A 17,080-nucleotide genomic window follows, 5' to 3' on the forward strand; every position below is an offset into this window, starting at 1 on the left:
GGCCTATGAAAGATGGCGCGAGCAGTTTTGCCGTCAGGTGGCCAACGTCGATTTCGTGCCGGTCGGGGAAGGGCGAGTCCACCGGACCATTGCGCCGGCCATTCTTCCCCGCATCAGGCTCTCGGCCTCGTTCGGCTCGCCGATATCTTTCGTGTCGTTGGGGACGAACGACGAATTGGTGATTACGACGTCGCCCAATTCGGCATTGAGCGGGACCATGGGAAAACGCCCGCTGGAGATCGCGGCGGGGGACGTCACAATTGGCGATCCCTCGATCAAAGGCGCCTACATCACTCAGACCGGGAATGGCAATTTTCGGACCGCGCTGCTGCCGCGCAAGGCGCTGCTACGCGTTTGCCCGAATGCCGAGGACCTGATTGCGCGGTCGATCCCCGGCGCCAATCCGATCACGTCGATGTACCTGCGATATTACGATCTCGCGCATGCCTATGCCGACAAACTCGCCCCGGCGGAACTTGACGCGGTCTCGCAGCACCTGTTCGACCTTTCGGTGCTGATGATCGGAGCGCGCGGCGATGTCGCCGAGCAGGCTCGAATGCGCGGCCTGGCGGCAGCGCGTCTCGAAACCCTCAAGTCCGACATCCTGGCGCAGCTTGACAGCCCCGCGCTGTCGCTCACCGTCCTTTCAGCCGCGCACCGGGTCAGCCCGCGCACGATCCAGCTGCTGTTCGAGCAGGCCGGCATCACCTATAGCGGCTTCGTGCTGGAGCAGCGCCTGCTGCGTGCCGAACGTCTCCTTCGAAATCCGAGCCTGCGCACACGCAAGATCATCGAGATCGCGCATCTCGCCGGTTTCCACGACGTCTCCTACTTCCATCGCGCGTTTCGCCGCCGGTTCGGGCAGACGCCGGACGACGTCAGGAAGCTGGCCGGCGGCGCCGGCTAGCGAACTCGATCACGACGCAGCCAGTAGCCGCCCGGCCTTACGCGCCAAAATTCTTCTGGATCGCCTTGTCGAGCGTCTCGCCGCCGACGAAGCGCTGGCGCAGCTCGCGCTTGAGCAGCTTGCCGCTCGGATTCTTCGGCAAGGCATCCACGAAGATGACGCGCTTGGGCACCTTGAAATGCGCCATCTGGCCGGCGCAGTGCTTGATGACGGCGTCCTCGTCCAGCTTTTCGCCGCTCTTGACCACGACGATGGCGGTGACCGCCTCGATCCAGCGCGGATCGGGCAGGCCGACCACGGCGACCTCGGAAACCGCCGGGATACGATACACCATCTCCTCGACCTCGCGGCTGGCGACATTCTCGCCGCCGGTCTTGATCATATCCTTGACCCGGTCGACCACGGTGATGTGGCCCTCTTCGTCGACGGTGGCGAGATCGCCGGAGTGAAACCAGCCGCCGGCAAACGCTGCCGCAGTCTTCACGGGATCGTTGTAATAGCCGGACAACAGATGCGGCGAACGATGCACGATCTCGCCGACCTCGCCGACCTCAACGTCTTCCATTGACGTGTTGACGACGCGCGTCTCGACATTGAGCACCGGCTTGCCTGCCGAGCCTGCCTTGCGCAGCTGATCCTCCGGCCGCAGCACGGTCGCCAGCGGCGCGATCTCGGTCTGGCCGTAGAAATTCCAGAATTTTACGGCGGGCAGGCGGCGCTGAAGCTCGAGCAAAACTTCCACAGGCATGATCGAGGCGCCGTAATAGCCTTTTTGCAGGGACGACAGGTCGGACTTGTCGAAATTCGGCGAGCGCAGCATCGCGATCCAGATCGTCGGCGGCGCGAAGAACGACGTGATCTTGTGCGCCTGGATCAGCGCCAGGATGTTGTCGGCGGTCGGCTTGCCCGTGATGACGCCGGAGGCACCGAGATAGACTTGTGGCCCGAGGAACACGTCCAACTGGGCGCAGTGATAGAGCGGCAGCGCGTGCAGGAACTTGTCGTCCACGCTCATGCCGCCATCGATGATGCAGCTGACATACTGCCACATCACGGCTTCATGGGTCAGCATCGCGCCCTTGGGCAGCGATTCGGTGCCTGAGGTGTAGACGATCTGCGCGAGATCGCGGCTATCGACCGAGGCTTCCAGGAATGAGCCGTCGGCATCTAGCAGATCGTTGAAGGTGGTGAGGCCCGCCGGCGCCGACGCGGGATCCTCGGCCGGCAGCCAGATCATTTTTTCGACCGCACAGTCTTTCGCGCTGGCGGCCTTCGCCGGCTCGACGAAATCGGGACCGGTCGCGAGCAATTTGGCCCCGGAGCTCTTCAGGATGAAATTGATCTCGTCCGGATTGAGCATGAAGTTGATCGGCACCAGAACCGCGCCAATCCGCGCCACCGCGAAGCGCAGCGCGGCGAACGCGTGCGAATTGCGCGACAGCACCGCGAGGCGGTCGCCCTTCTTCACGCCGAGCCCGAGCAGACCACGGCCGAGCCGGTTGCAGATCGCGTCCATCTCGGCAAAGGTCCAGCTCACATCCCCGCAGCTCACCGCGAGCTTGTTCGGATCGCGACCTGCCGAGCGGCGCAGGAGATCGCCGATGGAATGTTCGCGTGCCTTCGCGATGGTGGCTGCGGTCTCGCTCATGTGTCCCTCCGGGTGATGTCTTTGTTTGTTGGATTTCTTGTTTGAGATCTTGCGTCTTCTCTTTTGCGCATGATCTTGCCGGAAAACCGCTTCACACTTTTCCGGATCATGCGGCGCTATCTTCGTCGGGCCGCTTGCGCGTGCTCCATGTACATGTGCTCGACCGAGCGATCGAGCGAAGCAATCTTCTCGAAGCCGCGGCGCCAGTCCTGCAAATGCCGGCGCGTCCAGAGCACGCCGGCCTCGCGGTCGCGGTCGCGGATCGCGTCGATGAGATGGCGGTGCGCCGCGACGAGACGCGGACCGCCTTCGGCGACACCGGTCACGATCATCTCGGTGGTCGGATAGAACAATTGCGCCGCGGGCTCGCGCGCGAGCTGGAGCACGCGGTTCTGCGAGGCTTTTGCGACCAGCACGTGGAATTCGGCATCGCATTCGGCCAGCATCGCGGGATCGCCGACCACGGCCTCGCTGCGCAGCAGATTGGCGTCGAGCTCGGCGAGGTTCTCGTCCGTCGCGCGCTCCACGGCGCCCTCGATGCTGGCGACCTCCAGCGTCATCGAGGCTTCATAGAGCTCGCGGAAGGTGACCTCATGCAGCACCAGCGCGCGGCTGAGACGGCTTGCGAGCTTGCTGTAGCGCGGCAGGCAGGCGTGCAGGCGGCGCGAGGAATCGCGCCGGATCAGCCCGCCCTCCTCCAGCACACGAATGCCTTCGCGAATGGTCGAGCGATTGACGCCGAACTGGCGGACCAGGTCGTGCTCGGTGCCGATGGGATCGCCGGGCTTGATGCGGCCATTGACGATCTCGCGTTCGATGGCGTCGGCGACCTTCTGATAGGCCGGCGCGACATCGATCGGTCGAAATAGCGGCGCGATGGGCAAACCGGCCTCCAATGGCGATTGTCCGACAAACTATAGGCACTGACGTCAGGTGCGTCAAACTACATCATTCATAACATCCGCGGAGGAAATTGACTCCGCCGGAACCCGGCTCTAGCTTTGTCGGACAAAGGGACAGAATAGTCCCGCTCAAGAGGAAACGTATCCATGAGACCCATCGCAGCACTCGTGTCTGCGGCCGGCTTACTGTCGGCTGCCCTGATCACCCCTGCCTCGGCCCAGCAGCCGCCGCTCAAGATCGGCGTGCTCTCCGACTTCTCCTCCGTCTATTCCGACATCGGCGGCATGGGGAATGTCGAGGCCACCAAAATGGCGATCGAGGATTTCGGCGGTCAGATGTTCGGCAAGCCGATCGACATGGTCTCGGCCGACGTGCTCAACAAGCCCGACGTCGCCTCCACCATCGCCCGCAAATGGTGGGAGACCGAAGGCGTCGACATGATCATCGACCTGCCGACCTCGGCGACCGCACTCGCGGTGATGGAGCTGTCGAAGCAGTACGAGAAGATCATGATCGTGACGGATGCGGCCAGCTCCGACATCACGGGAAAATCCTGCTCGCCCTACACCGCGCACTGGACCTACGACACCTATGCCAACGCGCACACCGTCGGCAGCGCCATCGTCAAGAACGACGGCGACACCTGGTTCTTCCTCACCGCCGACTACGTATTCGGCCATTCGGTCGAGCGCGACACCGGCGATGTCGTGAAGGCCGCGGGCGGCAAGGTGCTGGGCAGCGTCAAGCATCCGCTCAACACCGCCGATTTCTCCTCGTTCCTGCTCCAGGCCCAGGCTTCCAAGGCCAAGATTATCGGCCTCGCCAACGGCGGCGGCGACACCATCAACGCGATCAAGCAGGCCGGCGAGTTCGGCATCGTCGCCGGCGGCCAGAACCTGGCCGCGATCGTGATGTTCATCTCCGACGTGCACAGCCTGGGCTTGAAGCTCGCGCAAGGCCTGATCATCACCGAGGCCTATTACTGGGATCTCAACGACAAGACCCGTGCCTTCGGCAAGCGCTTCCTCGAGCGCGTCAAGCGCATGCCGACGATGAACCAGGCGGCGACCTACAGCGCGACGCTGCATTACCTCAAGGCGGTGCAGGCCGCCGGCACCAGGGACACCAAGACGGTGATGGCGAAGATGCGCGAGCTGCCGGTGAAGGACGCCTTCACCGACAACGGCGTGCTGCGCGAGGACGGCCGCATGGTGCACAGCATGTATCTGTTCCAGGTGAAGAAGCCGGAGGAATCGAAGGGGCCGTGGGATTACTACAAGCTGCTCGCCGAGGTGCCCGCCGATCAGGCGTTTCGGCCCCTGAAGGATGGCGGTTGCCCGCTGGTGAAGTAAAGCGGCCCGGATCGCGGATGGTCATCTGTTCAGCAAGCCTCGCTCGTCCGCCTGAGCAATCTGCGCGGACGAGCGGCGACGATGGCGCGCCGCCCAAACATGAGGCACGGGTGCAGCGCGCCGCCGTCTGATCTGCATCAAGTTGCGATGCAAAATTCGCTGCAATGTTGGGCTCGCCCTTCCGCACCTTCGGCGGCCGGGCGTTCGTGTCTCAACAGTGGGCGCCGCCTCACGGCGTTTTGAACAGATGAACTTCACCCCGGGTCGCGTCATCGCCGCGATCGCCGTGCTCGTTGCTGGCGGCGGCTATTACTATTGGCAGCACCGCGATACCAACACACTGCCGGCAGGCTTCGCCCGCGGCAACGGCCGCATCGAGGCGGTCGAGATCGACATCGCGACCAAGACGCCGGGCCGGATTCGCGAGATCCTGGTCAACGAAGGCGACTTCGTGCGCGCGGGCCAGGTCCTGGCGCGCATGGACACCGAGCAATTGCAGGCCCAGCGCCGCCAGGCCGAGGCGCAGCTCAAGCGCGCGACGATCAATGTCGAGACCGCGAAGAGCCTGGTGAACCAGCGCGAAGCCGAACGCAAGGCCGCCGAGGCCGTGGTCGACCAGCGCATCGCTCAGCTCGACACCACGAGCCGCAAGCTCGATCGTTCCGAGCAACTGATCAGAACCAGTGCGGTATCGCAGCAGGTGCTGGACGACGACCGCTCCGCCAACGCCACGGCCAAGGCGGCGCTCGCCGCGTCCCACGCTCAGGTCGCCGCATCCGAGGCTGCGATCAGCTCCTCCCGCGCCATGGTGATCGACGCCGGCGCCTCGGTCGACGCCGCGAAGGCCGCGATCGAGAGCATCAATGCCGACCTCAACGACAGCGTGCTGAAGGCGCCGCGCGACGGCCGCGTGCAGTATCGCGTGTCGCAGCCCGGCGAGGTGCTCGCCGCCGGCGGCCGCGTCCTCAACATGGTCGATCTCGGCGACGTCTACATGACGTTCTTCCTGCCGACGGCCGATGCCGGGCGCGTCGCGATGGGCGCCGAGGTTCGCCTCGTGCTCGACGCCATCCCGCAATACGTGATCCCCGCCAAGGCCACCTTCGTCGCCGACGTCGCACAGTTCACGCCCAAGACCGTCGAGACCGAGGAGGAACGCCAGAAGCTGATGTTCCGCATCAAGGCGCATATCGCGCCGGAGCTGCTGCGCCAGCACATCGAGCATGTGAAGACCGGCCTGCCCGGCATGGCCTATGTGCAGCTCGATCCGGCCGCGCAATGGCCCGGCAATCTCAACATCAAGCTGACGAGATGAGCACGACGGCCGCAGCCGAGCTGCCTGCCGGGCGCGGCAGCGTGGTGCATCTCGAAGGCGTGGGCCTGAGCTATGGCAAGGCCCGGGCGCTCGATGCCATCACGCTCGACCTGCCGTCCGGCTGCATGGTCGGACTGATCGGCCCCGACGGCGTCGGCAAATCGAGCCTGCTGTCGCTGATCGCCAGCGCTCGCGCGATCCAGCAGGGGCGCATCAACGTCCTCGGCGGCGATATGGCGAGTTCGCGCCATCGCCGCAACGTGTGCCCCGACATCGCCTACATGCCGCAGGGCCTCGGTAAGAATCTGTATCCGACGCTGTCGGTGTTCGAGAACATCGACTTCTTCGGCCGCCTGTTCGGACACGACAAGGCCGAGCGGCACCGGCGGATCGCCGGCCTGCTGCGCGACACCGGGCTCACGGCTTTCGCCGACCGGCCGGCGGCAAAACTCTCCGGCGGCATGAAGCAGAAGGTCGGCCTGTGCTGCGCGCTGATCCACGATCCCGAGCTCTTGATCCTGGACGAGCCGACCACCGGCGTCGATCCGCTGTCGCGCCGCCAGTTCTGGGAATTAATCAGCTCGATCCGCGACAGCCGGCCCGGCATGAGCGTGATCGTATCGACCGCCTACATGGAAGAGGCCGCGCAGTTCGATGTCCTGATCGCGATGAATGCCGGCCGCGTGCTGGCGACCGGAACGCCTGCCGAGCTCAAGCGGCAGACCGGAGCGGATACGCTCGATGACGCCTTCATTCGTCTTTTGCCTGAGGCGGATCGCAGCAACTACACCAATGTCGTCATCCCGCCGCGCGCCGAGGACCAGGACGAGATCGCGATCGAGGCCGACCACCTGACCCGACGGTTCAACGGCTTCGTCGCCGTCGACGACGTCAGCTTCCGCATCAGGAAGGGCGAGATCTTCGGCTTCCTCGGCTCGAACGGGTGCGGCAAGACCACGACCATGAAGATGCTCACCGGCCTCCTGCCCGTAAGCGAAGGCACCGCGCGGCTGTTCGGCAAGACCATCGATGCCGGCGACATGTCGGTGCGGCGGCGCATCGGCTACATGTCGCAGGGCTTTTCGCTCTATTCGGAGCTCACGGTCGCGCAAAATCTCGACCTGCATGCGCGGCTGTTCGGGCTGCCGGCGGACACCGTCGCCGCGCGCATCAAAGAGATGATCGGCCGGTTCGACCTCGCCGACGTCGCCGACGCCCTGCCCGATGCGTTGCCGCTCGGACTGCGGCAGCGATTGTCGCTGGCGGTGGCCATGATCCATGCGCCCGACATCCTCATCCTCGACGAGCCAACCTCCGGCGTGGACCCGGTCGCCCGCGACCGCTTCTGGCAGATCCTCGCCGAGCTCTCCCGCAAGGACAACGTCACCATCTTCGTCTCGACCCATTTCATGAACGAGGCCGAGCGCTGCGACCGGGTCTCGCTGATGCATGCGGGCAAGGTGCTGACGTCGGACACCCCCGCCGCGATCGTGGCCGCGCGCGGCACCGCGACGCTGGAGCAGGCCTTCATCGCCTGCCTGGAGGAGGCGATCGCGGATACGGCGGAGCCGGCCGGCCAGCCTGCGATCGCATCGCCCCTACCGGCCGCGACAGCGGAGCCGCCGCGCAAGCGCGGTGCGACGTTCAATCCGACGCGCATGCTCGCCTATTCCCGGCGCGAGGCACTCGAACTGCGGCGCGACCCGATCCGCGCCACGCTCGCAATCCTCGGCAGCGTGCTGCTGCTGTTCGTGCTGGGCTATGGCATCAGCATGGACGTCGAGAACCTGACCTTCGCCGTGCTCGACCGCGACGACAGCGCGATCAGCCGCGACTACAGCCTCCAGATCGCGGGCTCGCGCTATTTTACCGAAAAATCCCCTATCACCGATTACGCCGATCTCGACCGCCGCATGCGCGCCGGCGAGATCGGGCTCGCCATCGAGCTGCCGGCGGGCTTCGGCCGCGACGTCAGCCGCGGCCGCCATGTCGAGATCGGCGCCTGGGTCGACGGCGCCAATCCGACCAGGGCCGAAACGCTGCGCTCCTATGCCCAGGCGATCCACGCCACCTGGCTCGCGCAGAAGGGCCGCGAGCTCTATGGCGAGGCGGCAATCGCCGGCTCCTATCAGCTCCAGCTGCGCTATCGCTACAATCCCGATGTCATCAGCGTCGTCGCCATGGCGCCGGGCATTATTCCGCTGCTGCTGGTGATGATCCCGGCGGTGCTCGCGGCGCTCGCCGTCGTGCGCGAGAAGGAGCTCGGCTCGATCGTCAATTTCTACGTGACGCCGGTGACGCGGCTGGAATTCCTGCTCGGCACGCAGCTGCCCTATGTCGTGCTGGCGTTCGGAAACTTCCTCCTCCTGGTCGGCTTTGCCCTCGTCGTCTTCCGCGTGCCCTTCACTGGGAGCTTTCCGACCTACGCGCTCGCCGCGCTGCTTTACGTCACGGCGACGACCGGCATGGGGCTGGTGATCTCGGCCTTCATGAACAGCCAGATCGCGGCCCTGTTCGGCACGGTGCTGATCACGCTGATTCCGGCCATCCAGTATTCCGGGCTGATCGACCCGGTGTCGTCGCTGCAGGGGGCCGGCGCGCTGATTGGACGGCTCTATCCCGCCACCTATTTCGTCACGATCTCGCGCGGCACCTTCTCCAAGGGCCTGGCGTTCGACACCCTCCACAACGATCTCCTGGCGCTCGCAGTCATGGTGCCCGTCCTGGTGATCGCCGGCGCGATGCTGCTGAAGAAACAGGCCCGCTGACCATGCGCTTCGACAACGTATTCCAGCTCGGCATCAAGGAATTGCGCGGCCTGGTGCGTGACCCCACGCTGCTCGTGCTCATCGTCTATTCCTTCACGCTGGCGGTTTATGCCGGCGCAAAGGCGCTGCCGGAAACGTTGAACCGCGCCGCGATCGCGGTCGTCGACGAGGACCATTCGCCGATCTCGACGCGCATCGAGATGGCGTTCACCGCGCCCTATTTCTCCGCGCCGCGCCTGATCTCGCAATATGAGATGGACCGGAGGATGGACGCCGGCCTCGACACTTTCGCACTCGACATCCCGCCCGACTTCCAACGCGACCTGCTGGCGCGCAAATCGCCCACGATCCAGCTCAACGTCGATGCGACACGCATCTCGCAGGCGTTCAACGGCGGCGGCTATGTCGAGCAGATCGTCAGCGCGGAAGTCGCAGAGTTTTTGGCGCATACGCGCGATGCCCAGGCCGCGCCGATCGAGCTGGCGCTGCGGGCGCGGTTCAATCCGGAGCTGAAGAAATCCTGGTTCGGCGCCATCGACCACGTGATCACCTCGATCACGATGCTCTCGATCATCCTGACGGGGGCGGCGCTGATCCGCGAGCGCGAGCACGGCACCATCGAGCACCTCCTGGTGATGCCGGTCACGCCGCTGGAGATCATGGTGAGCAAGGTCTGGTCGATGGGGGCCGTGGTGCTGGTCGCCTCTGGGCTGTCGATCGCATTCGTCGTCAAGGGATGGCTGGAGGTGACGATCGACGGTTCGCTGGCGCTGTTCCTCGTCGGCGCCGCGCTGCAGCTGTTTGCCACCACCAGCATGGGCATCTTCCTCGCCACCGTCGCCGGCTCGATGCCGCAGTTCGGGCTGCTGCTGATCATGATCCTGCTGCCGCTGCAGACCCTGTCGGGCAGCATGACGCCGCGGGAGAGCATGCCGCAATTCGTCCAGGACATCATGCTGGCCGCGCCCAACACGCATTTCGTGATGCTCGCCCAGGCGATCCTGTTCCGCGGCGCGGGCCTGGAGGCGGTGTGGCCGCAGCTGGTCGCGCTCGCCGTGATCGGCGGCATCTTCTTCCTGATCGCGCTGCGGCGGTTCCGCGCATTCCTGGCTTAGCGCGCGACTCTACAGCTTGTGCCCCTTCTGGCGCAGCGCCTCGATCAGGCGCTGCTTCAGTTCGTCGGCGGCCTTCTGGCTGACGTCCTGGCCGATTTGCGCACTCGCCTGCGCCAGCGCATCCGACTTCTCCAAAAACTTCTTCCCGGCCGGCTGGGCATAGAACGCCTCGATCTGGCGCAGCTCGTCCACCGTGAAGCTCTGGGCATAGAACGCCGCGATCTGCTCGATCATGGACGCTACGAACGGAGTATAGATCTCTGAGCCGGGTGCCGTCACCGCATCGTAGTCGCGCTCGATCTCCGGCCTGTCCTGCGCGACCACGGGCCGAAGCTTGAGCAGGAGCTGCGGCAGCAATGCGCGGTACTGATCGGCGATCTTCAAGGTGACGACGAGCTTGCGTGCCGCGCTCATCGCCTCCGGCGACGGCGCCTGTGCCGATGCACCGCAGGCGAGAAACAGGAGAGTGCCGGCGATCGTCAACAAACGTTTGGACATTGGGCTCTCCCGGAAATGCGGACGATGCTTCAGCGGCTCGCGGGAGCCGCGCCGGCGGTCGCGGCCTGCGCGCTCTCGACCATCTCCGGCTCCTCGACCTCCGTCACCTTCACGAACAGGTTAGGCACGCGCTCGGCGCGGTTGAGCAGCCAGGCCGCGCCGACCATGATGACGATGCCGACGATGGAGACGGCGAACTGCTCCCAGACGCCCTTGGTGTATTGCGTCAGGATCCAGTGCGCCGAGAACGACAGGAACACACCGAGACAGAAGATCGGCAGCGAATGCTGGCCGCAGAGGATCACGGGGCGCAGCCAGACCCCATGCAGCGCGCGCCATTTGCGCGAGAGGAAGTGGGTGACCCAGATTGCCAATGCCAGGAAATGCGTGAAGCGCAGCATGTCGAGGTCGGTCTTGTCGATCGGGTAGATCGCCTTGATCATCCATTTCGGGATCAGCGCCTCGAGCGCGGGAACGTGCCAGGTCATCACGATCAGCAGTGCGAACACCAGCCAGGCCGCGGCCAGACCCATCGCCGCCCTCGACCACACCCATCTGGCGACCTTGTCGATCTGGCCGACGCCGCACCAGGCCGCGAACACGAACATCAACTGCCAGCAGAACGGATTGAAGTACCAGGTCGTGCCGGGCGGGTAGGAGGCGATGTTCCAGTTGAACCAGCGCGCCAGCACGTAGAGCACGACCGAGGCGGCGAGCGTCAGGTTCGGCCGGCGCACCAGGCACCAGACGATGAAAGGTGAGGCAAGCACCAGCGTGATGTAGAGCGGCAGCACGTCGAGATTGACCGGCTTGTATTTCAGCACGATCGCCTGCCCGATCAGCTCGTCCGGATGCGCCAGGAAGTTGAACACGTTGAACTCATGCTGGTACATCGGATTGTCGAAGCGGCGCGCGGTGCGGGCGATCTGCGCGGTGAACAGAAGGAACAGCATGATGTGCGCGACATACAGCTCGGCCGCACGCCGCCACAGCCGCTTCATCGCGGCGAGAAACCAGCCGCCGGCGACGATCGGGCCGTAGATCCAGCCGACCAGATAGCCGGAGATGAAGACGAAGAATTCGGCCGCATCGCTGAAGCCGTAATTGCGTAGCGTCATCCAGGCCACGACGTCGTGCGGGATGTGGTCGAGGAAGATCATCCATAGGCCGATGCCGCGGAAGAGATCGAGCCTGAGGTCGCGCTCGACCGGCGCCAACAAAGCTGACTGGTCCCGTGTGATCATGGCCCCGCCTCATCCGGTAGGCGTCGCGCCATGGCGGCGCCGGCAAAATGCGATGCTAAAAAATCGAGATCAAAAGTCACCTGGCCCTGCGGCTAGTCACCGACGGTAGCCCACCTTGGCGTCGGTGCAAGGGGTTCGTCACTGCGGTGAGCGAGGCTGCCTCTCGCAGCCGTCTGGAGGCGGCGCCCAACCAATTATGTCGAAAACAACCCCATGCACAGTAGCTAACCCTTTGTACTGCCTACGAGATTCGTTCGGCATTTTGGGCCGGCGGTTTGGTGAGGCGCAGACCTTGCCGGGCGCGGCGTCAGATCAGCTCGCTGCCCTGGGCGAGCACCTCGGTCAGCATCGCCTCGGCCTTGCGCTGGAGCGGCCCCGCGCCGCTTTCGGAGGCGATCGCGATGGCGGCGCGCAGCGCGGTAAGGATGGCCGCCCTGCTCTCGGTACTCGAGGCGGGCGTCACAACGGCTTCGCCGAACAGGGCCTCGGCCTCGAGGCCCGAAAACCCCTGCTGGCGGGCGGTGTTGCGCGCCTCGCGCAGCATGTTCTGCGCGGCCCTGACATCGCCGAGGCGGCAGGTCGCGAGCGCAAGGTAGATCGAGCTGCGCAGCACCGCCGAGGTGTAGCCGACCGCCTTGGCCTCCTCGCGCGCCTCGGTCAGCATGCCGCGCGCCCGGTCGAACAGCCCCTGCTCCAGATAGGCCATGCCGAGGTGGCAGGCGAGCACCGGCACGAACAGGCGGATGCCGTGCTTCTGCGCCAGCACAAACCCGTCTTCGAGAATGGCGGCGGCCGCCGCCGGGTCGCCCCGGCCGAGCATCAGGCAGCCGCCGCTATAGGCGGCGGCGACGCGGTCGTAGGGACGTCCGGTCTCCTCCGCGATCGCAGCCGCTTGTTGCTGAAGCTGCTCGGCGGTGTCGAGCTCGCCCATGACGGTGTGAGTGATGGCGTTCATCATGCAGCAGAGGAGGAGCAAGGATCGTGGAGTCGTGCCGATCGGGGCACTCGATGCCGAGCCCACGAGACCGGCACGTGCCGCGGCCAGCATCTTCTCGGCGCTATGATAGCGGCCGCAGAGAAAATAGGCCTGCCCAAGACCATATTGTGCGAGATTACGCCAGCCGGGATTGCCTGAGCTTTCCGCCAGACGCACGACCTCTTCCCCGATCGCGACAGCTTCGACCGGCGTTCCGTAGAAGTTCTGCGCGCCTGCTCTCACGGTCATGGCCGCGATCTTGCGCCCGATGTCGTCGATTGCATCGGCGCGCCGTTCGGCTTCGCGTCCCAGATCCAGGGCTTCGGCGACGCGCCCCGATCCGGCAAAGGCCAAACGCGCCTCCATCCGGAGATCGATAGCGTCTGCTTCTCGCGCTTGCGTCACCGGGGTCTTGTCGAGAGACCCCATCGCGATCTCGAAATAGTCGACCGCGTCGGCATAGGCTGAGCGCACCAGACATTTTCGAGCGGCGCTTCTGCCATGGTGAAACGCCTTCTGCCAATCCTTCGCCCTCGTCGCGTGATAGCAGAGCGCGTCCGGCCCGTCGTTCGATGCCTCGTCGTCCTCGAGCGCTGCGAGGATGCTGGCATGGATACTTTCGCGCACCTTTTCGACCATGGAATCGTAGGTCACCTGCCGGACCATCTCGTGCCGAAATTCGAGCGAGTCCTCCAACTCGCTATCGATCCTGACGAGCAGTTCGGCCCGGTCGAGCGCGGTGAGGCAATCCTGCAGCACGCCTTCCGGCAAGGCCGCGATCTTCCGAAGCAGGGCCTGATTTGTCCGGGGGCCAAACGCCGCGGCGATCTGCAGGAGCGACCGTTCCTGTCGTGACACGCGATCGAGCCGCGCCGCGATCACACCTTGAATGCTGGTGGGAATGCCGAGCTCTTCCACGGGACGCGCAAGAGACAGGTCGCCCCACTGACCGAGGAGTAAGCCGCTATCCTTCAGACTGCGGCAGACTTCCTCGATGAACAGCGGGACGTTTGCGGTGTGGGAGATGATCCGGTTCTTCAGGTCCGCGTTGGTGGTGGCGGGGCCGAGCATTTCCGCGAGCATGGCCAGGCCCGAATCGTCGTCGAGGGGCCGCATGGCCACGATCTCTGCGTGACAGCGCGCAATCCACACCGGCATCCCGTTGGGCCGCGTGGTCAGCAGCACGAGCAAATCGGGACATTGCAGCGCGGAGAGAGTGGCCATGACCGTATCGCTGGCCCGATCGATCCAATGCAGGTCTTCGATCAGAAGGATCGTGCGCTGACGACGGGCGATGCTCTCGACGATCGCGCAGCTCGCATCTGAAATCGCGCGACCGCGCGCGTGCGGCTCCAGTTCGTCCCATTGCGGATCGGAGATCGGCAGGTCCAGGACCGCGTCGATGGCTCGCTGCTGCACGGCCGGCAACGCCCCTCTGGGATCATCCGCCCTGACCTGATCCCTTGCGGCCAAGTCGAAGATCGACAGCAACAATCGCTTGAGGGCGCTGTACGGCGCGCCCTGGAGATTCGGGCTGCACTCGGCATCGATCAGCCGCCAGCCGCTGGCGCGAAGATCCTGCGCGAACTCGTGCGCAAGCCGCGACTTTCCGATGCCGGCGTCACCCATGAGCAGAACGGTCTGGCGGCTAGCGCTGACCCTTTCGGCCGCACGCCACAGCAAGGCCCGCTCCGTCGTGCGGTCGACAAATCGGGAAACACTGCGCGCACGCCGGACCCGCCAGCTCGAAAGATCGCTCGCGCCCATGACCCGGTACACGGGCATCGGCTCGCCGAAACCGCGGAGCGTCTTGCGACCCAGGAATTCGAAGCGGACATGCCCGTCCGCCAGCTTCTGACAGGCCTCAGAGACGTAGACCTGGTTCGCCTCGGCCGCCGCTTCCAGCCGCGCGGCCAGATGCTGGGCGGCCCCGCCGATCTCATAAACCTTGGAAAATTCGCTGGCGACCATGTAGGCGACCACATGCCCCGAGTGGAGCCCGACCCGGACCTGAAGACCGGGATCGCCCAGGCTGCCAACACGCCGAACGAGCTCGATGGCCGCGTGGCAGGCGAGCGGCGCGTGGTTGTCGTCGGCGATCGGGGCACCGAACACCGCGGCCAGCCCGTCCCCGAGCTCCTTGCTGACGATGCCGCCAAACTGGCGCACCGCGCCTCTCATCGCCGCGAGAGCCGGCTCAAGGCGCGACACCGCCGCCTCCGGCTCCAGCTCGGCAACAAGTCCAGTGGAATCGACGACGTCGGCGCGCAAAATGGTCACGAACCGCCGTTCGCTGTCGGGCTCAGCGCGCTCGCGGACTGCCGCTCCGCATTTGGAGCACCAGCTATCGCCCGGACCGATCGCCGACTGACACGCGAAGCAATGCATTCCAGCGCCTTCAAACGACTGCCTCAGCAGTCTTCGCTACCCGCGCCCGCGAGACCTTCAGCTTACATTACCAATAGAGGACTACATGGCAATTAGGCTTGCGGGATACGCGACCTTACCGGATGGTAGCTCGCTGGACGAAGTGCAGTCGTGGATGGTAGCGTGCCTGCACACAACAAATTGTGTGATCGGCCGCCGCGTGACGCGAAGTTGCGGCCAGACGCTACGGTTTTTGACAAACAGACATATCGAGGAAAGAGGCGATGGCCGGACTGGTATATAGCGGCAAGGCATTTCGAGACTTGATGAACGCCAATTACTATCCCCTCGCGAACATGAAAAAGAGCGTCGCCAAGCTCAAGGCATCCGATGACATCGACCTGCCGACCCTGGAATACGGCCAATACCATTTGATCTTGAACCCGCCGTCGATATGGCCGCAGGGCAGCGCCAAGTACTGGCACAAGGAGAAGGGCCGGGCTCGGGTCGACCTGAGCACCCAGCCGAACACGGTCCCGCTCTCCAAGGACGAGCCCGGCGTCATCCCGCTGACACGATGTGACCTGCTCGATGCCTGCGTGCGGAAATGCTTCAACTCGGAGCCGCCGATCCCGATGAAGACGAAGATCATCAGCCACGCGGCAAGCGATGCCTATGCCCATCGGCACGAGATCCGGTTGGAGTGGGAATACAAGAAGGGCTCGGACAAGCCGACGCTGCTGAATCTGACGATGGTCTGTCCGCACAGGTCTTGATCTGCAGACGCAACCGGCTTCGATCGTCGCCCGCGCACTTGAGGTGCGCGGGCGTTTTGTTTGCCGGGGCCGCGCGCGGGTCGCGCCCGTCCCGCGCGCGGGTCGCCGTCTCAAGGGAGCGACCGCGCCGGTTCGAGAGGAGCGGCCGATGCCCGTTGGACTCTTGGAGGTCGAAGGCACCATCGTGGTCGGCCAGTTTTGGCCGGAGGGGCGGTCGGATGCCGACAGCACCAAGATCGTGGCGAGCATCGCGCCGGATGCGAGCGAGCCATCTTCGCAGGTTGCGAACGCGCAACTAGCTATCGCTCCTGAAGAACCGATTCAGCTCAAGGGCCGTCTGCTGCGGAATATCCTCCGGAAAGAAATGTCCTCCATCGAGCGGCTTTCCTTGCACGTCATCGGCCCAGGTCCGCCATAGCCCTAAGGGGCCGCCCTCGCTCGCATACCAGGAATTCAACGGGCCGCGGCGGCTCCAGAGGATCAGGACAGGGCAATCAATCCGGCGGCCGGAATTGCGATCCGCCAGATCGTGCTCATGATCGATCGTCGCCGCCGCTCGATATTCCTCGCAGATCGCGTGAACATGCGCCTCATCGCGCAACGCCTCGACATAGGACGTCCGGACGGCCTGACTGAAACTGTCTGCTCGCGACCCCCAGCCATGGAGCGCATTGTCGATGACGGCATCGGGAGCCGCGGACAATAGCCGCTCAGGGAGAGGTTCAGGCTGCGCGAGCAACGACCAGGGCCAATAGCCGACCGCCAGTTCCTTGTCGGCACGCTCCCAGGCATCGGCGATCGGAACGACGTCGAGGACGGCGAGCCGCTCCACGCGGTCGCCATGGTCGAGCGCGAGCCGGTAAGCGACACGGCCACCGCGATCATGGCCCGCAACCGAGAAGCGATCGAAGCCAAGCTTCGTCATGACGGACACCATGTCCTTTGCCATCGCCCGTTTCGAATATGGCGCGTGGTCCGGGCTGGAGGGCGGACAAGCGCTGCGACCATATCCGCGAAGATCGGCGCAGATTACGGTGAAGTCTTGCGCGAGCAACGGCGCAACGTCTCGCCACATCAGATGCGTCTGGGGAAATCCGTGCAGCAGGAGAATTGCCGGTCCCGAACCGGCCCGACGGATGAAAATCCGCGCTTCCTCCGCCTGAACATCGGCGGCCTCGAAATCCTCGAACTTCATTGGACCAGCCCTTCCG

At 64.8% G+C, this 17,080-nt stretch carries 13 protein-coding genes; 6 read left to right on the forward strand and 7 right to left on the reverse strand.

Translation table 11 applies throughout. From position 1 onward, the window contains the following. Window positions 1–33 precede the first annotated feature (33 nt). Window positions 34–219 (reverse strand): hypothetical protein, encoded by a 186-nt coding sequence (locus tag GGD61_RS40575; RefSeq protein ID WP_244550636.1) that lies wholly within the window; start codon window positions 217–219, stop codon window positions 34–36. Between GGD61_RS40575 and GGD61_RS23305 the strand changes: the two genes are divergently transcribed. Then, window positions 218–907: an AraC family transcriptional regulator gene (locus tag GGD61_RS23305; RefSeq protein ID WP_244550635.1), complete on the forward strand. Its 690-nt coding sequence runs from the start codon at window positions 218–220 to the stop codon at window positions 905–907. The genes GGD61_RS40575 and GGD61_RS23305 overlap by 2 nt on opposite strands. 37 nt (window positions 908–944) lie before the next feature. Here GGD61_RS23305 and GGD61_RS23310 read toward each other — a convergent pair whose 3' ends face one another. Beyond that, the gene (locus GGD61_RS23310) at window positions 945–2,555 is read right to left on the reverse strand and encodes an acyl-CoA synthetase (RefSeq protein ID WP_092254273.1); all 1,611 of its coding nucleotides are present in this window, start codon (window positions 2,553–2,555) and stop codon (window positions 945–947) included. Window positions 2,556–2,671: 116 nt separating this feature from the next. Next, window positions 2,672–3,439 carry a FadR/GntR family transcriptional regulator gene (locus GGD61_RS23315; protein ID WP_049815037.1) on the reverse strand — a complete coding sequence of 256 codons (768 nt, stop codon included), beginning with the start codon at window positions 3,437–3,439 and terminating at the stop codon, window positions 2,672–2,674. Between the two features lie 165 nt (window positions 3,440–3,604). On the opposite strand from GGD61_RS23315, the gene GGD61_RS23320 reads away from it, so the two are divergent. The 4 genes from GGD61_RS23320 (at window position 3,605) to GGD61_RS23335 (ending at window position 10,008) form a co-directional block, all read left to right on the forward strand. Beyond that, window positions 3,605–4,810, forward strand: a complete 1,206-nt coding sequence (locus GGD61_RS23320) for an ABC transporter substrate-binding protein (RefSeq protein WP_183231198.1) — start codon at window positions 3,605–3,607, stop codon at window positions 4,808–4,810. Window positions 4,811–5,057: 247 nt separating this feature from the next. Beyond that, window positions 5,058–6,125: an HlyD family secretion protein gene (locus tag GGD61_RS23325; protein WP_092254269.1), complete on the forward strand. Its 1,068-nt coding sequence runs from the start codon at window positions 5,058–5,060 to the stop codon at window positions 6,123–6,125. Further along, on the forward strand, window positions 6,122–8,893 hold the full coding sequence (gene rbbA / locus GGD61_RS23330; RefSeq protein ID WP_177237029.1) for a ribosome-associated ATPase/putative transporter RbbA: 2,772 nt from the start codon (window positions 6,122–6,124) through the stop codon (window positions 8,891–8,893). The genes GGD61_RS23325 and rbbA overlap by 4 nt, the downstream gene beginning before the upstream one ends. A gap of 2 nt (window positions 8,894–8,895) precedes the next feature. Further along, window positions 8,896–10,008, forward strand: a complete 1,113-nt coding sequence (locus GGD61_RS23335; protein WP_018321401.1) for an ABC transporter permease — start codon at window positions 8,896–8,898, stop codon at window positions 10,006–10,008. Window positions 10,009–10,017: 9 nt separating this feature from the next. On the opposite strand, the gene GGD61_RS23340 is transcribed toward GGD61_RS23335, so the two are convergent. The 3 genes from GGD61_RS23340 to GGD61_RS23350 all read right to left on the reverse strand — a co-directional run bounded on the left by GGD61_RS23340 (window position 10,018) and on the right by GGD61_RS23350 (window position 15,114). Then, the gene (locus GGD61_RS23340) at window positions 10,018–10,506 is read right to left on the reverse strand and encodes a DUF2059 domain-containing protein (protein ID WP_092254265.1); all 489 of its coding nucleotides are present in this window, start codon (window positions 10,504–10,506) and stop codon (window positions 10,018–10,020) included. 29 nt (window positions 10,507–10,535) lie between these two features. After that, window positions 10,536–11,750, reverse strand: a complete 1,215-nt coding sequence (locus tag GGD61_RS23345) for an OpgC domain-containing protein (RefSeq protein ID WP_092254263.1) — start codon at window positions 11,748–11,750, stop codon at window positions 10,536–10,538. Between the two features lie 307 nt (window positions 11,751–12,057). Beyond that, a complete protein-coding gene (locus GGD61_RS23350; RefSeq protein ID WP_092254261.1) occupies window positions 12,058–15,114 on the reverse strand; it encodes an AAA family ATPase in 3,057 nt (1,018 codons plus the stop codon). Window positions 15,115–15,377: 263 nt separating this feature from the next. Between GGD61_RS23350 and GGD61_RS23355 the strand changes: the two genes are divergently transcribed. Beyond that, a complete protein-coding gene (locus GGD61_RS23355; protein ID WP_018321397.1) occupies window positions 15,378–15,869 on the forward strand; it encodes a hypothetical protein in 492 nt (163 codons plus the stop codon). Window positions 15,870–16,164: 295 nt separating this feature from the next. Here the strand turns inward: GGD61_RS23355 and GGD61_RS23360 are convergent, their stop codons facing one another. Further along, on the reverse strand, window positions 16,165–17,064 hold the full coding sequence (locus GGD61_RS23360) for an alpha/beta fold hydrolase (RefSeq protein ID WP_092254259.1): 900 nt from the start codon (window positions 17,062–17,064) through the stop codon (window positions 16,165–16,167). Between the last annotated feature and the right edge of the window lie 16 nt (window positions 17,065–17,080).

It is taken from the genome of Bradyrhizobium sp. SBR1B (assembly GCF_014198205.1).
In the GTDB taxonomy this organism is placed as follows: domain Bacteria; phylum Pseudomonadota; class Alphaproteobacteria; order Rhizobiales; family Xanthobacteraceae; genus Bradyrhizobium.

Coding starts and splice junctions, on each gene's coding strand:
- GGD61_RS23305 (WP_244550635.1), top strand. CDS start 218: ATGGGAAAACGCCCGCTGGAGATCGCGGCGGGGGACGTCACAATTGGC.
- GGD61_RS40575 (WP_244550636.1), bottom strand. CDS start 219: ATGGTCCCGCTCAATGCCGAATTGGGCGACGTCGTAATCACCAATTCG.
- GGD61_RS23310 (WP_092254273.1), bottom strand. CDS start 2,555: ATGAGCGAGACCGCAGCCACCATCGCGAAGGCACGCGAACATTCCATC.
- GGD61_RS23320 (WP_183231198.1), top strand. CDS start 3,605: ATGAGACCCATCGCAGCACTCGTGTCTGCGGCCGGCTTACTGTCGGCT.
- GGD61_RS23325 (WP_092254269.1), top strand. CDS start 5,058: ATGAACTTCACCCCGGGTCGCGTCATCGCCGCGATCGCCGTGCTCGTT.
- rbbA (WP_177237029.1), top strand. CDS start 6,122: ATGAGCACGACGGCCGCAGCCGAGCTGCCTGCCGGGCGCGGCAGCGTG.
- GGD61_RS23335 (WP_018321401.1), top strand. CDS start 8,896: ATGCGCTTCGACAACGTATTCCAGCTCGGCATCAAGGAATTGCGCGGC.
- GGD61_RS23340 (WP_092254265.1), bottom strand. CDS start 10,506: ATGTCCAAACGTTTGTTGACGATCGCCGGCACTCTCCTGTTTCTCGCC.
- GGD61_RS23345 (WP_092254263.1), bottom strand. CDS start 11,750: ATGATCACACGGGACCAGTCAGCTTTGTTGGCGCCGGTCGAGCGCGAC.
- GGD61_RS23350 (WP_092254261.1), bottom strand. CDS start 15,114: ATGCATTGCTTCGCGTGTCAGTCGGCGATCGGTCCGGGCGATAGCTGG.
- GGD61_RS23355 (WP_018321397.1), top strand. CDS start 15,378: ATGGCCGGACTGGTATATAGCGGCAAGGCATTTCGAGACTTGATGAAC.
- GGD61_RS23360 (WP_092254259.1), bottom strand. CDS start 17,064: ATGAAGTTCGAGGATTTCGAGGCCGCCGATGTTCAGGCGGAGGAAGCG.